Here is a 14698-nt window from a genome sequence, read left to right on the forward strand (position 1 = left end):
GTCAGGCGCTCGTCTCGGCCCCGCGACGGCCGGGAACCGCGAGCAGTCCCACGCCGACGACGGCGAGGAGGTTCAGCACCGCGAGAACGGCGAAGCCGCCGACGTAACTGCCCATGGCGTCGCGTAGGTAGCCGGTCACTGCGGGCACGACGAGCGAGGCGACGTTGCCGACGGCGACCATCGTCGCGATGGCGGTGCCCTCGCGCCCCGTCGCGTCGGCCGCCAGCGAGTACGAGGCTCCGAACGGCAACGACACCGCGACCATCGCTACGAGCGGCAGGACGAGCACGGCGACTCCCGAGGGGCCGAGTGCGAGCGCCCCGAAACCGAGCGCGCCGAGCGCGGCCGACCCGCCGATGAGACCGGTGTCGCTCACGGGCCACCGCCAGACGGCGGTCCCGCCCACCGCTCGTCCGAGCGTCGCCATCAGCAGGACCGCGGCGTTGAGCGGCCCGAGCACGTCGAGCTCGCTGTAGTACGACGTGATGAACGTTGAGAGGGTGATGTACGAGGCGATGATGGCGACGTAGGCCAGCGAGGCCACGACGACGGCAGGGTGGGTGACGACGCTGCGGACGCTCGGCTGGGTCGCCGTCGCCGAGTCAGCGGACGTGGAGACGGTCGCCGGTGCCGTCAGTCCCGTCTTCCGGTGTCGCCACAGGAGAACGAGGCCGGGGAGCGCGAGCACCCCACCGAGGGCGTTCAGGCCGACGGGGAGCGAGACGAGCGTCGGCGCGGCGAGGAAGCCGACCGCGCCACCGAGCGTCAGCATCCCGCCGTAGACTCCCTGTTCGCGGGTGGCCGCGCCGCCGGAGACCAGCCGCGAGATGCCGGTCGCCCCCGCGCTCAGGACGAAGCCGCCCGTGAGCCCCCAGAGGAAGCGCAGCGCGAGCAACGCCTCGAACGAGGGCGCGAGGTCGAGTGCGACGGCGAGCAGTGCGTGGGCCGCGGTGCCGACGAGCAGTAACCGAGTCGCCGAGTGGCGGTCGACCAGCCGACTCGTCGGGGCCTGCGCGACGACGAAGGCGGCGAGTGCGGCACTCATCAAGAGGCCGAAGGCGGCGAACCCGACCTCCAGTTCGCGCATCAGGGTATCGGGGACGGCCGCGTAGGCGAAGACGACGTAGCCGACGCTGGCGACGACGAGATGCGGCGCGAGTCGGAGGCCGCGCGGCGCGCTCACGTTACTTCTCTTCGACGTGGCGCACTTCCGCGGCGATTCCCCTCGTGGACTCGGCCATCTCCGGGCCGGACATCTCCGCGCGGCCGACGGCGAACGCCTTCGGTCCCTCGACGACGACCTCGTCGCCGGGGCGGATGTCGTCGTCCGCGTCGACGACGCCGGGCGCGAGCACCGAGCCGTGTGGCGCGAAGTTGTCGATCTCGACGCGCTTCGTCGGGGCGTCGCTCTCGACCCAGTGTTTCGCGCCCTTCAGCGTGAACGAGAGCACGCCGTACTGCGGGACCATCGCCGCGAGCTGTTCGCCGTCTTCGTCTCTCACCTGGAGTTTCGGATACCGGCTCGTCATCTGGATGTCCGCGTCGCCCCAGAGCGCGTCGCCCGCGCCGTCGCCGAACTGGTAGTCGGCGAGCGCCTTGATGGTGTTGTGCTCGCGCTCGCGCTTCGAGAACTTCAGTTCGCCTTCGAGGGTGCGCATGAGGTTGCCGATGGACTCGGTCGTCGTCGGGTGGTCTTCGACGGTGTACTCGAAGTCCATCCCCAGTTCTTCCTCGACGCGCTCGCAGATGTCGCGGTAGCCGTGTTCCGGGACGTGCGCGATGACGCGGGGATACTCGTTGCGCTGGAGGTAGCGTTTGAGGACCTCGGCGACGAAGTCCTTCTCGTCCTCCGACCAGCGGCCCGTGACGACGGAGTCGTAGTGCTGGGCCGGGTAGGTGAGTTCGAGTTCTTGGGGCACGACGCCGATGGGCGAGGTCATCGAGACGGTGTGCGCCCGGAACTGGATGGCGTCCTGATACTGGCCGTGGCTCTGGGACTCGCTGTAGGGCTTCTTGGCCGAACAGGGCACGAGGACGAGCGGGTTCTGGAAGCGGTTCTGGTACCGCGTGGTCACGCGCTCGGCGAAGCGCTGAATCTCGACGCGGCGAATCGAATCACTCGTCGCCGCTGCGAGTTCCGAGTCGCGGATGACGGGCGTGCGCTCTTCGAGGTAATTGTACTGCTGGTCGAGTTCGCGGAAGGCGGCAGTGAGCCACTGGTCGTGGCGGGTCTGTCCCTCGATGTAGTCGCGGAGACGACCGTCGCGAATCCGGCGACGGACGACAGCGAGTTCCGTCCGCAGGGCGTTGACGTTGTGCTCGGCGCAGTCCTGGCGGGTGAACTCCTCGCGCGGGGTCTGACACGCCGCACAGGCGCAGGGAAGCTCGTCGAGGTCTTCGAGGAAGTACTCGTTCTCGCTCGTGAGATACTTGCCTTCGAGTCCTTTCACCATCGAGAGTTTGGCGTCCACGAGGTCGACACCGGCGTAGACGAGCGTCGCGGCGTTGAGCGGCGTCGCCACGCCTGAGAGGTAGAGCGCGGTGTCGGCGGGCAGCGTGTTCTTGGCTTCGATGATGGCGTCTTTGAACGCCGAGGCGTGGCCGACGAAGCCCTGTGCGTCCGAGAGGATGTAGGCGTCCGTCCCGGCGTCGTAGGCGTCGTCGCTGGCGACGACGGCGGCACTCGGATAGTCCACCTCGGGGTAGTCGACGCGGAACGACTCTTTCACCTCGTCGGCAGTGCCAGCGGGGAAGGCGCGGTGCGGGAGGACAGTGAGGACGGAGTCGTCGCCCTCGGGCACCTCACGCTCCTCGCTCCAGAGGCTGCCAGCGTCCTCGACGTAGTCGTCGACGAGTGCCGGTGTCGTCACCGGCGTCGAGAGGCGGAGTTCGCCGATGCGGGCCGCCCCGTCCCGCGAGAGAACCTCGAAATAATCGGTCATGCCTTGGTCTGTGCGACGGAGGGTGAATTATCTTCCTTTGTCGCGTCGGCCGTGTGGGAGTTCGTACCGCGGGAGCCTCCCTAGGCAGTTTTCCACCTGCTCCGCGTAGGACGGCTATGGAACAACAGAGCACGGCCAAGTTCTCGGGCGTCTGGTCCCCCGAGGAGGTCGCCGACTTCCTCACCGAGACGACCGTGCCGATCCGCATCTCCTGCCGAACCCCACGCGACGACCTCTGGATGCTCTCGCTGTGGTACGAGTACGTCGACGGCGAGTTCCGGTGTGCGACGGGCAAAGACGCCGACATCGTCGAGTTCCTCCAGTCGACCGAGGAGGTCGCCTTCGAGGTGTCGACCAACGACCCGCCCTACCGCGGCGTCCGCGGCCGCGGCACCGCCTCGCTCGGTCCCGACGAGGACAAACAGCAGCTTCGGGCACTGCTCGAACGCTATCTCGGCGGGACCGACAGCTCGCTCGCCCGGTCGCTGCTCGCGCCCGAGCGCGAGGAGGTCCGCATCCGCATCACGCCCGAGAAACTCTACAGCTGGGACTTCTCCGAGCGGATGGGCGAGAGCAACGACGCCTGAGCGAGGCAGAACACTTACCGGGAGCGGTCGCCGACCGCCACATATGGCCCTCCCTCGCCCGCTCGCTCGACTCGTCGCGCCCCATCGGGCGTTCGGCGACGACGAGAACCGGACGTCCCTCCCGGTCGCGCTCGGTCTCGTCCTCCTCGTCGCCGTCGTCAGTACGGTGAGTTTCTCGATGGCGGCGACGCCCATCGCCGCCGCGGTCGACGGCACGGTGACCGTCGACAATCCGAACCGCCCCGCCGACTTTGTCTGCCAGTCACAGACCGACGACGGGAGCGGCTGGAACAGCGACACGCCCGAGGCCTGCACCGAACCCGAACAGCTCACCCGGTCGCTCGCGGGCTACGCACAGAGCGCGGTCGGTGGGCTGCTCGGTCCCGCGTTCCTCACCGTCGTCGTCGGCTGGCTCCTCGCCACGGCGTGGCTCTACACTCTGACCGGCAGCGGCGACGAGGGGTTGGTGACGACGCTGCTCGGCGACACCGCCTGGGCCGGACTCCCGTTTCTGTTACCGGCTGTCGCCCGTCCGCTCGTCCTCGGGCGGACCGCCGAGACCTACCGCTACGGCGCGACTATCGAGAGCGTCGAGACGACGGCGGTCGCCGTCGCCTCGGGTGCCGACTCGACGGTCCTGTTCGCCGTCTCCGTCGCCGCGCTGCTCTGGAGCGGTGCCGTCCTCGTCGGGGTCGCCCACCGGCGGCGCGACCTGCCGCTCCGGGGTGCTGGCAGCCTCGTCGCGGTCCCGGTCGGGATTCTCGTCTTCGCGGCGTCGGCCCAGCAGACACCGGGGGCGAGTCAGCGGGCGTTCGTCGTCGGCGGAATCATGCTCGCGTTCGGCCTGCCGTACGCGCTCTTCCCGGTCGCCCTCATCAGGCTGAGCAAGCGCCTCGAACTCATCGGCTTCCGGGGCGACGTCGAACCGGAGGAGTGGTACGTCAACCTCCACCGGTACGGCGGGTTGGCCGCGGCGTGTCTCGGGTTCCTTCTCGTCGGCGCGCCACCGCTCGTTATCTGAGTCGTGTCGGCGACGACGCCAGTGCCACCGCTCGTAATCTGAGCCGCGTCGGCGACGACGCCAGTGTCACTCGTCCGTGTCGACGCCGCTGAACCGCAGCCGCGCTCCGCCGTCCGGACTCGCTTCGAGTGCCAGCGTCCAGCCGTGGGCCTCGGCGACTTCCTCGACGATGGAGAGCCCGAGTCCTGTGCTGTCGCCGCCGGAGACGCCGACGTCGAGAAGTTGCCGTGGCTCCGGGGGGAACCCCGGGCCGTCGTCGTCGACGGCGAAGCCGTCGTCGGTGTCGCGGACGGTCACGGCCACCATCTCGCCGCCGTGTGTGACGGCGTTTCTGACGACGTTCTCGAACAGCCGTAGCAACGAGCCTTCGTTGGCCTCGACGTCCCGGTCGCTCTCGACGGTGAGGGTGGCGTCGGCGGTGTCGACGCTCGTCCAAGCCCGCTCGGCGACCGACGCGAGCGACAGCCGCGTCCGGTCGAGGTCGCTGGCGTCGCGGGTCGTCAGAAACAGCAGGTCGTCGACGAGGCGGTCCATCCGCGAGAGCGCGGTGTCGAGCTTGTCGAAGTGCTCGGAGTCACCCGTCTCGCGGGCCAGGGTGGCGTAGCCGCTCGCGACGTTCAGCGGGTTCCGGAGGTCGTGCGAGAAGAAGCGTGCGAGGTTCGCGAGCCGCCGGTTTCGGGTCTCCAACTCCCGTTCGGTCGCGACGCGGTCCGTCACGTCGCGTGTCGTGGCGGCGACACCGCGCAGGTCGTCGGTGTCGAGGCGCGTCAGTCGCGTCTCGGTCGTCCGGTTCCCGATGTCCGGTAGCTGGAGGTCCATCTCGACGCGGGCCGACTCCCGCTCGCCGTCGAGCAACTGCTGGACGACGGCGTCGTACGATTCGAGGTCGGCCGCGTCCATGATGCCCTCCTCGACGAATATCTCCGGTGCCTCCCGCTGGAGCCGTTCGGTGTCGATGCCGTGGACGTCGGCACTCCGTCCGTTGAAGAAGACGCGCTCGCCGTCCTCGTCGATGATGTGCGCGCCGTCCATGACCCCCTCGACGAGCGCGCGGTAGTAGGCGAACTCCTGCCCGTTGGCGTCGCCCGCCCCGCCTTCCGGCCGTTTCTCTCGGGCGTCGGCGACAGAGTCGCGGACGCGCTCGACGAGCGTCTCGTGGCTCGCTTCGGATTCTCGGTTCGGGACGTAGCCTGCGGCACCGGCGGCGAACGCCTCGCCAGCGAGCGTCTCGCTGCCGTCTCGCGGATAGAACACGACAGGAGTCCGGTTCCCGTGGTGGGCGAGTTCGGCGAGAAGTGCGAAGCCGTCGACGTCGGGTGGCTGGTGGCTCGTCACGAGACAGTCGACAGCGGTCTCGTCGGTGTCATCGACGCGCTCGAAGCGAGCGAGCGCGGCCTCCGTGGAGTCGACGGCCGTGGCCGTCACTCCGCCGTCCCGACTCAGTGCCGTCGCCGTCCGCGTGCGTGATTCGGGGTCGCCGTCGACGACGAGCACCCGAACATCCAGAGCCATCTGCTCTTAAAATATGCGGGGTCTGGTAAAAATAGCCCGGACAGTTACGAACGCAAACTATTCACCCAGTTGTCACCACGGCACGGCGACAGCAGGTTATTGGCCTGTCTCGCCGTCCGCGCTGTCGCTGTCCGCGTAGTGGCTCCGGACGAGGTTCTCCCGGTGGACCCGCTCGGGCAGCGCGTCGAGTGCGGCGTCGGGCCAGTCGTCGTGGGCGAGTGTGACCGAGACCTCGGGATTCGCCTCGGCCAGCCGGCTCACGCCGTCGGCAGCCGCCAGATAGGCGTCGTCGTCGAACCGCTCGGGGACCTCGGCGGTCAGGGGGTAAGTCTCCGAGAGCGCGCGCGGGAACGGGCCGAGCGGCGGGACGACCCGCCAGACGGCGTCGAAGTCGTGCTCCTTCGGCGTACCGCCCTGCGTGAGCAACACGTCGCCCGAGAGGTCGAAGCGGTCGAGTCGCTCGTGGTGACGGAGAACCTCGGGACGGCGGGCACTCTCGTTGGAGAGATAGAAGAACGACCCCTTCGAGACAGGGTCCTCGCGTTCGAGTTGCTCGGCGTGTTCGAGGAGCGCGCGGTAGCCGTCGAGCATCGCCGGATGGCCGCGGGCACGCGTCTCGACGAGTTCCAGCAGGTTGCCAGAGCGGATGGCCTGCTTGATGCGGCGGATCTCCTCGAACGTGACGTGGAGGTTGTGCTCGGCGAGCAGCCGCTCTTGGGTGTCCTCGTCGAAGCCGCGGACGTCCGCGGGGTCGTGTTCGGCACAGACGGGACAGGAGCAGGGGAAGTAGTCGAGTTCCTCCAGATGCTCGGTTCCGCGGACGGTCAGATAGCGGCCGTCGCGGGCGTAGAGCGCGTAGGCGGCGGAGTCGAACAGGTCACAGCCCATGGCGACGGCGAGCGCGAACATCATCGGATGGCCCGCGCCGAAGAGATGGACCGGGCAGTCCGCGCCCAGTCCGCGCTTCGCCCCGGCGACGACGTCGACCATGTCGTCGTAGCGGTAGGCGTTCATCAGCGGGACGACGGCCCCGACGGGGAACACGTCGAGGTCCGTCGCTTCGGCGTGGCTGCCCGCACGTTCGCGCAGGTCGGAGTACGTCGACCCCTGGACGGGCGCGTTGACGAGCATCTCGCCGGTGTCGATGGCTTCGGCGTCGGCGAGGGCGGTCTGCGTGATTTCGAGTTCTTCTTCCGCTTGCTCGCGGGAGACGTCCGGCGGCGTCGGGATGTCGACGGGCGTGCCGATGTCGGAGCCGATGTCCAGCTGGAACTGGATGATCTCCTCGGTCGTGACCTCGATCTCGCCGTATTCGGCGAGCTGGAAGGAGCCGGAGTCGGTCATGATGGCCCCGTCGAAGTCGAGCAGTTCGTGGAGTCCGACGTCGAGTGCCTGCTCGCGCAGGCGGTCGGTCTGGCGGATGATGTAGGAGTTCGTGATGAGAATCTCCGCGCCGAACTCCGATTCGAGCCGGGCGGGAGAGATGGTCTGGAGATTGGGGTTGACGACGGGCAGGAGTGCCGGTGTCTCGACGGTGACGCCCGCTCGCGGCACCGTGAGCTGGCCGATGCGGCCACCGGCGTCGCCGTCGCGAATCTCGAAACAGTCGCGCATGGGTCGGAGTTTCCGGTCGCTGGCGGTAAGAGTTGCGTTCGGCCGGTACCGGAGTCAGCTGGTCGAGTGCTGTCGTTCGATGGCGTGGATAGGGCTGGGTCATGGCGCGTGGCTTCGCGCCGCTCCGTCGGCGCGTCACACTCGTGCGAGGGATGAGTGAACGAGCGATAGCGAGTGAGCGAATCGGCTGGGGAGGGTGTGGCTGTGCGGAGTGCGGGGCTTTCGGGTTGTTACGGAACTCGTGATGAGAGACAGCCAATCAATTCCTGAACTGCCCTCTGGGTCCAGCCGTGCTCGACAACCGACAGAGTGGAATCACTCTACGCGCCGATTTCGTCCAAGAACCCAGCTACCACGTCGTTGAACACCTCGGCGTTGTCGAGATTCGACAGATGCCCCGCCGCCGGAATCTCCTGCATCTCGGCGTCCAACGCCGTCGCCAACTTCCGGTTCTGTGCGACCACCGCACGGGCCTCGTGGTCGCCGTAGAGCAAGAGCGAGGGCGCGTCGACGGACGACACGTCCACCCCGTCGGCCTCGTAGAGCGCGTCGAACACCTTCACGAACTCCCGCGAAGAGAAGGCGTCGACCTCCCCCAGGGCGTACTCGCGGACGTCGTCGTTGAGCGCGAGCCACCGCTTGCCCTCGACGGCACGGACGCTCTGGAGTAGCATCCGGAAGGCCGTGCCGGAGCCGAGCAGTCTGAACGTCGGATAGAGCGACGGCTTGGGGAAGAGGAACTGTTTTTGAAGTCCTGTCATCGGCACCGGCGGCAGCGACTCGACGGTATCGGCGAGCACGAGGCCCGAAACGTCGTAGTCGGCGGCGTAGGTCTGCGCCACCAGCCCGCCGAGCGAGAGCCCGCAGAGAATCGGGTCGTCGACAGCGAGGTCGCGCAGGGTCGCCCGCAGGTCGGCGGCGAAGAGGTCGACGGTGTAGGTCCGTGCGTCGGTCGCGCCCGTCTCACCGTGGCCGCGGATGTCGACCGTGATGACCCGGTATTCGTCGGCGAAGCGGTCGACCTGTGGCCGCCACATCTCGCCGGAGAGCCAGCCGCCGTGGACGAAGACGAGCGGCTGGCCGGTTCCCGTCGACTCGGTGTGGAGGACTCGCGCGTCCGACTGTCTCGTCGTCACAGGTTGTGGCTAGGGATGGTGGGTCCTGAACCGTTCGATTCCGGCTAGATGGGATTGTCGGGAAATTCTAGAGAGTTGGTCTGGTGTGCAGTGCTGTGTCTCTGACCGTCTCGAAAGCCCACGCGCTGTCGACTCGGGGGCCTCGTCGCGCTCCTCGTCGCTCACTTCGTTCGCTCCTGCGGTGCTTACGTCGTCCGCCGTCGTCGACAACGCGTCCCCTTTCAGTCCCACCCGAACGGCACGGCCACAGCCTCCCCAGCCGATTCACTCACTCGCTGTCGCTCGTTCGCTCATCCCTCGCACGAGTGTGACGCGCCGACGGAGCGGCGCGAAGCCACGCGCCACGGCGGACAGAGAGCAGTCGCTCTCAACCGAAGAATACGAGAAAAGCGTCCCCAGCCTCAGAGCAGTGCCGTCTGGAGGTTCGGATTCGTTGCGACGAAGTAGAGAATGCTGAACAGCGTCGCGTTGTAGGCACCGTGAATCAGCGACGGGACGACGAGGTTGTCGGTCAGTTCGTAGACCGTCCCGAAGACCAGACTCGGGAAGAAGAGAATACTGATGGAGACGAGTCGCGCGCCAGCCGCGCCCGAGAGTGCCGAGAAGTGAATCGAGGCGAAGATAATCGCCCCGAGGATGATGCTCGCGGGCGCGCCGAACGACTCGCGGATGCGGTTCTGGACGACGCCACGGAAGAGCAGCTCCTCGCCCGGCCCGATGAGGAGGAAGGAGGCCGGGATGAGAAGCAAGAGCACCTCGGGGTTCTCCAGGCCGATCTCGGCCGCCTGGTTCGCGCCGGCTTCGACGCCGGTGGTCGCGACGACGACGGAGCCTGCGATGGCGAGACCGAACGCGAGGACGTAGCCGCCGCCGACGAACAGCAGTTCGCGGATGCTGGGGAGTCGGACACCGATGTAGTCGCGGCCGAGACCGCGATAGCGGAGATAGCCGAGACCGATGCCACCGAAGGCGACGCCCTGTACGAGGACGAGCGAGATGACGATGAGCGAGACGGGCGTGAGCGAGACACCAGCGAACTGGAGGCCGAGTGCGGCCCCGAAGACCAGCACCGTCCCGCCAACCAGCCCGAGTATCGCGATACCGAGGGCGGCGAGAATGGCGACGGCCGAACGCACGACGGGGGAGGCGGAGTCCATGTCCCTTTCTCAGGCTCCCGTGGTGAAAACAGTTCCCGCTCCCGTCGCCCGAAAACCCCCGCTCCCACGAGGATTCGCGCCGTGAGTCCAGTTCGCCGGTTACCGCTGGGTCAGTTCGTAGTTGAGCACGGCGATGGCCGTCCGGCCGTCGACGACGTCTTCGCCCGTGCCGCTGTCGACGACGGCCGCGAGCAGGTCGTCGTAGTCCGCGACGTCGACGCGGATGCTCTCGTTGAAGTCGAGTTCCTGTTCCGCGGTCGGCTCACATCCCCGTGCGACGAAGTAGTGGTGGACGGAGTTGGCGATGCCGTTGGCTGGCTCGGCGGTGGTCAGATGGATCAACTCGTCGGCCTCGTAGCCCGTCTCCTCGGCGAGTTCACGCTCGGCCGCGGCCGCGAGGTCGTCGTCGTCGGGTTCGGTGCCGCCCGCGGGCAGCCCGCGGTTGACCCGTCCTACGGCCTGTCGCCACTCCTCGATGAGCACGACGTCGCCGTCGGGCGTGAACGGGAGAATCACGACCGCCGGTGGCTCGTCGACGTAGTGGTAGTCCGTCTCGGTGCCGTCGGGCAGCCGGACGTCGTCTCTCCGAATGTCGAAGCCGGGGCAGCTGTAGTCGATATCCGTCGCCGTCGTCTCCCACGCGAGCGGGTCGTCCATGCGACAGCCTGCGGCTGGAGAGACCAAAACCGCCACGGTCGGAACGTCGGCGTCGACCAAATCGCCGTCGACCACACTGCCGTCGACCACGTCGCTGGCGAGGAGACTCTCGTGAAAATTCGAAGACGAAAACGGGTTACCGCAGCCGACGGCTGAGCCGGCTGCCGGCGACGGTGCCGGTTCCGGTCAGGACCAGCCCGAACGAGACGAGCGTCAGGAGGACGTGAATCTCCGAGAGCCACACCGGAAGCGGATAGCTGCTCTTTGCCGCCCGGAGCAGCAGCGAGAGCACGGGAACCTCCGCCGACTCGACGTCGACGTCTCCAGTCTCGTACCGCTGGGCCCCGACCGTCTCACCCTCGGGGAGCCGTTCGGCCTCGTAGGGGACGAGCGGTGTCTGGGCGCGCCAGATCGTCGCGCCGGACTCGTTGACCTCGACGACGCGCTTCCCCAGCGAGTCGGTGATGAGCGTGTTGCCGTTTTCCAGCCGGTCGGCGTCGCGCGGCCACGCGAAGCCCTGGTCGTCGGCCTCGGTGAGCACCCACGCGATCTCCCACTCGTCGGTCTCGTCGTTCCGGTGGAGTTCGACGACGCGGTCGTTCTCGCTGTCGGCGACGAGGACCGCGCCGTCACCGAGCCACTGCGGGTTGTGCTGCTTCTCGAGGACGTCGGTGTCGCCGCGACGCGGACCCTCGTTCGGCGTCGGATCCTTGTTGATGACCTCGACGACCTCGGCGTCGTACTTCTCCTCGCCGCGCTCGACGACGAGGAGCTGGTGGGCGTTACGGACGGAGACGAGATACCGGCCGTCGCCGATGCGGTCGACGTCGTTGATGTGGAGCCAGTCGGTCCGCGTCGGATCCGGCGGTGCCTCGTAGAAGCTGCTGGCGTTCCACTGCCAGGTCACCTCGCCGTTCCGGACCGTGAAGACACGCTCGGCGTCCATATCCGTCATGAGAAACTCGCCGGACGGCAGTTTCTCGACGTCGTGGACCTCGCTGTTCGACCGCGTGCGCACCGGGAAGCTAAACTCGCTGACGATGCGCGGTTCGGGCTCGGGTTCGATGATACGGTATCCGGTGTGGACGCACGGCGACTCGTATGGACCACACTGCTCGTAGCCGCTCTGCATGAACCCGGCCATGACGCTGCCGTTGTCGAGTCGGGTCACGTCGAAGTAGCTCTCCGCGCTGCCCTCCTTCCACACCGTCTCCGTCCCGTTGAGCAGGTAGACGCTGCCGTCTTCGTGGAGTCCCGCACCGCCACCCTGCGAGCCGACGAGCGTCTTGACCCCGCTGTCGCCGACGGCGGTTCCGAGACTCGGTGCCAACGCTGCACTGACCAGTAACATCACGACGAAGAGCGCGACACCGCCCCCGGCGAGTGCCGCTCCGGTTCTCTCTCTTTCGACCATTAGCTGATGGCTGAGTGGTACCGCGTACCGTGAATAAGCCTTCGGAAAGCGAACCTCTCGCCCCCGTCCCCCCGCCGAACAGTGATGTGGCTGAAGAACGTTACCACACCACACATGAGGATCGCACGACACGACGCCGGGCTCGCTGGCTCGCTTCGGGCACTGGCCTCGCAGGTCCATCCGGTGTTCATGCTGCCGCCGCTGGCCGCCTCGGGCTTCGGCGCGGCACTCGCGGGACTCGACGCGCCGGGGCTGGCACTGCTCCACGTCGCGACGGCGTTCACCGCGCTCTACACGGCCCACGTCAAGGACGGCTACGTCGACTTCTACCACCGCGGCGAGGACGACGACCATCCGTTGACGGCGGCGGGCTGTCGGCTCGCGCTCGCGGCGTCGACGCTGCTGTTCGCCGTCGGCACGGTCGCCATCGGTCTCCTCGTCGGTCCCGTCGCCGCGCTCCTCACGCTTCCCGGCTGGCTCGTCGGCTATCTCCACGCGCCACATCTCGACACCAACCCCGTGACGACGACGCTCGGCTACCCGACCGGCATCGGCTTCGCGCTCGTCGGCGGCTACTACGTCCAGGCGGGGTCGCTTTCGACGACCGCCGTCGGCTTCGCCGCCGTCTTCGTCACGGTGCTTGCGGGCATCAAGATCATCGACGACGCCAAGGACTACGACTACGACCGCTCTATCGACAAACGGACCGTCGCCGTCGCCCTCGGCCACAGCCGTGCGCGGACGGTCGCCTTCGGGGTGATGACGCTCGGCCTGCTCGCCGTCGTCGGTCTCGCAGCCGTCGGAACGTTCCCGCCGAGTACGGTCGCCGCACCCGCCGTCTTCGGTCTCGTCGCCGCCGTCTCTTTCCGCGCCGACGACGAACTGGCGACGATGCTGCTCGTCCGCGGCTCGTATCTCTTCCTCGCGACGCTCGTCGTCGCGGTGTGGTTCCGGCCGCTATCGTGACGGTCGCGACTACGATTTCTCCGCCGCTGTCGCCCGTCGCCGGACGACCGAGTCCTCGTCGAGGAGATACGTGTACACCTGCGTGAAGTAGTCCGCGTGGACCATCGTCGCCGTCGTGTTGCCGTCCGACTCGCCACCGCCGCCGGTGTTCGAGTAGCCGGTACAACTGACGACGACCTTGTAGCCGACGTCGACCTCGCGAGCGTCGACGACCTCACAGCTGAGGGTGACCTCCGTCGACTCGCTGTACCAGAGGCTGTTGTAGACGTACCCGTACTCGAACTTCCGGGCGTACGTCCGCGCCGTCTCCAGCGTCAGCGAGTCGGGGTGGTCGGGCCGTGTTTTCGGGCCGTCCGGAAGGGCGACGGTACGGTCGGGCAGCGGTGTCGCGGTCGCCGACTCCGATGACTGTGCAGCCGATGGTGAGCGGTCCGAAGTCGTCCGGTTTTCCGTCGATGCGTCGGCAGTCCCGCCGCCGTCGCGGGCGACACAGCCGCCGAGGACGCCGACCGCGAAACTGGCAGTCGCTGCGAGGAGGGAGCGTCGCGTGCGGGGCATATCCGGCTGGTCGAAAGCCGCCGGTAAGTGCTTTCTCCCGCCGAGCCGCTGACTCTTTTTGTCGCCGCCGCCCGAACTCGTTGTATGCTCCCCGACATCGGCGTCTTCGGGCCGTACACCTACCTCGTGACCGAACTGCTCTGGGGGACCGTCGCGCTCGCCCTCTTGGCCTACGCCGACGCCTTCCGGACGGCCGCCCGGACAACCCTGGTGCTCTACCCCTTCGCCTACGTCTGGGACTGGTATACCCTCGAAGTCGGCGTCTTCGCCATCCCGCTGCGGACCGGCGTCGACCTGCTCGGTATCCCCATCGAGGAGCACATCTTCATGCTCGTCGTCCCCGCGATGGTCGTCGGGACCCACGAGACGCTCCGGACGCTCGACGACCGGGACGATTGACCGACGAAACGGCTGACCGACGACACAATTGACCGACACGCGAGACGAACCGCCGGACGGCGAGCGGCGACGCGAGACAACACGACCCACGATATGAAATCGCATGACGAAGGTCGGGTCGAAGGGAAAGAAGGTTATCGCTCGAGCGACTACTAGCGCGCAACGAATGGCCACGACGACAACGCTGACCAAGCCCGATCCCGATCCGTACGACCTCGGTGTTCCGAGCAACTGGACTGTCTCGGTCGATGGCGGCTGCGTCATCTACGAGAACGCCGCGTCGACCGTCCGCATCCGCCTCACCGAGTTCGCGCGCCACCTCCGCGTCTACTGGTGGGTCGACCTCTACACCCGCGACTGTGGCGGCGAGTGGACGAAGCGTGAGGCCGGTCTCGGCGACTCCTTCCGCGACCCCGAGGAGGCCGCCCGCGTCGCCGACGTCCTCATCGAATCGGTCGAAGCTGGCGACGACTTCAGCCAACTGCCCGTCATCGACACCGAGTAACCCTCTAAGCCCCCGCGGTCTCTCGTCTCTGGTCACGCGCGTCCCTCGCACCCCTCGTCCCTCGTCTTTCGTCTCTCCCCACTCTCGTTCCCGTCACTCCACTCTCTCCACGCTCCCGGCCGACTCAGCCGACTCAGCCGACTCAGCCGACTCACCCAATTCGACTCCTGCACCGAACCGTCCACAAGCCGACTGTCCTTCTAACGCGTTCGACGTGGGGCTGCGGGCCG

14 protein-coding genes are annotated in these 14698 nt (G+C 67.6%); 5 read left to right on the forward strand and 9 right to left on the reverse strand.

The window, feature by feature from the left end; all coding sequences use genetic code 11:
* Position 1 precedes the first annotated feature (1 nt).
* Positions 2-1183, reverse strand: coding sequence for an MFS transporter (locus tag BLR57_RS09570; protein WP_089697221.1), 1182 nt, complete (start codon positions 1181-1183; stop codon positions 2-4).
* A gap of 1 nt (position 1184) precedes the next feature.
* A complete protein-coding gene (gene arcS, locus BLR57_RS09575; RefSeq protein ID WP_089697223.1) occupies positions 1185-2942 on the reverse strand; it encodes an archaeosine synthase subunit alpha in 1758 nt (585 codons plus the stop codon).
* Between the two features lie 116 nt (positions 2943-3058).
* On the opposite strand from arcS, the gene BLR57_RS09580 reads away from it, so the two are divergent.
* Both BLR57_RS09580 and BLR57_RS09585 read left to right on the forward strand, forming a co-directional pair.
* Positions 3059-3529 (forward strand): pyridoxamine 5'-phosphate oxidase family protein, encoded by a 471-nt coding sequence (locus BLR57_RS09580; RefSeq protein WP_089697225.1) that lies wholly within the window; start codon positions 3059-3061, stop codon positions 3527-3529.
* A 43-nt stretch (positions 3530-3572) separates the two neighbouring features.
* Complete coding sequence (locus BLR57_RS09585; protein WP_089697228.1) at positions 3573-4550, forward strand: DUF6199 family natural product biosynthesis protein; 978 nt, start codon at positions 3573-3575, stop codon at positions 4548-4550.
* Positions 4551-4616: 66 nt separating this feature from the next.
* On the opposite strand, the gene BLR57_RS09590 is transcribed toward BLR57_RS09585, so the two are convergent.
* The 6 genes from BLR57_RS09590 to BLR57_RS09620 form a co-directional block, all read right to left on the reverse strand.
* The gene (locus BLR57_RS09590; RefSeq protein ID WP_089697231.1) at positions 4617-6062 is read right to left on the reverse strand and encodes a sensor histidine kinase; all 1446 of its coding nucleotides are present in this window, start codon (positions 6060-6062) and stop codon (positions 4617-4619) included.
* Positions 6063-6158: 96 nt separating this feature from the next.
* The gene (gene tgtA / locus BLR57_RS09595) at positions 6159-7676 is read right to left on the reverse strand and encodes a tRNA guanosine(15) transglycosylase TgtA (RefSeq protein WP_089697234.1); all 1518 of its coding nucleotides are present in this window, start codon (positions 7674-7676) and stop codon (positions 6159-6161) included.
* 320 nt (positions 7677-7996) lie between these two features.
* Positions 7997-8812 (reverse strand): alpha/beta fold hydrolase, encoded by an 816-nt coding sequence (locus tag BLR57_RS09600; RefSeq protein ID WP_089697237.1) that lies wholly within the window; start codon positions 8810-8812, stop codon positions 7997-7999.
* Between the two features lie 401 nt (positions 8813-9213).
* Positions 9214-9969, reverse strand: coding sequence for a CPBP family intramembrane glutamic endopeptidase (locus BLR57_RS09610; protein WP_089697243.1), 756 nt, complete (start codon positions 9967-9969; stop codon positions 9214-9216).
* A gap of 99 nt (positions 9970-10068) precedes the next feature.
* Positions 10069-10626, reverse strand: a complete 558-nt coding sequence (locus tag BLR57_RS09615) for an NUDIX domain-containing protein (RefSeq protein ID WP_089697245.1) — start codon at positions 10624-10626, stop codon at positions 10069-10071.
* Between the two features lie 136 nt (positions 10627-10762).
* Positions 10763-12040, reverse strand: coding sequence for an aryl-sulfate sulfotransferase (locus BLR57_RS09620; protein ID WP_089697248.1), 1278 nt, complete (start codon positions 12038-12040; stop codon positions 10763-10765).
* A 114-nt stretch (positions 12041-12154) separates the two neighbouring features.
* Here BLR57_RS09620 and BLR57_RS09625 point away from each other — a divergent pair, with 114 nt between their 5' ends.
* The gene (locus tag BLR57_RS09625; RefSeq protein ID WP_089697250.1) at positions 12155-13006 is read left to right on the forward strand and encodes a UbiA family prenyltransferase; all 852 of its coding nucleotides are present in this window, start codon (positions 12155-12157) and stop codon (positions 13004-13006) included.
* Between the two features lie 9 nt (positions 13007-13015).
* Here BLR57_RS09625 and BLR57_RS09630 read toward each other — a convergent pair whose 3' ends face one another.
* On the reverse strand, positions 13016-13564 hold the full coding sequence (locus BLR57_RS09630; RefSeq protein WP_089697252.1) for a hypothetical protein: 549 nt from the start codon (positions 13562-13564) through the stop codon (positions 13016-13018).
* An 84-nt stretch (positions 13565-13648) separates the two neighbouring features.
* Between BLR57_RS09630 and BLR57_RS09635 the strand changes: the two genes are divergently transcribed.
* Complete coding sequence (locus tag BLR57_RS09635; RefSeq protein ID WP_089697254.1) at positions 13649-13963, forward strand: lycopene cyclase domain-containing protein; 315 nt, start codon at positions 13649-13651, stop codon at positions 13961-13963.
* A gap of 166 nt (positions 13964-14129) precedes the next feature.
* Positions 14130-14468 carry a hypothetical protein gene (locus BLR57_RS09640; protein ID WP_089697257.1) on the forward strand — a complete coding sequence of 113 codons (339 nt, stop codon included), beginning with the start codon at positions 14130-14132 and terminating at the stop codon, positions 14466-14468.
* The last annotated feature ends 230 nt before the right edge of the window (positions 14469-14698 follow it).

The sequence above is a fragment of the Halogranum gelatinilyticum genome (genome assembly GCF_900103715.1).
GTDB lineage: Archaea > Halobacteriota > Halobacteria > Halobacteriales > Haloferacaceae > Halogranum > Halogranum gelatinilyticum.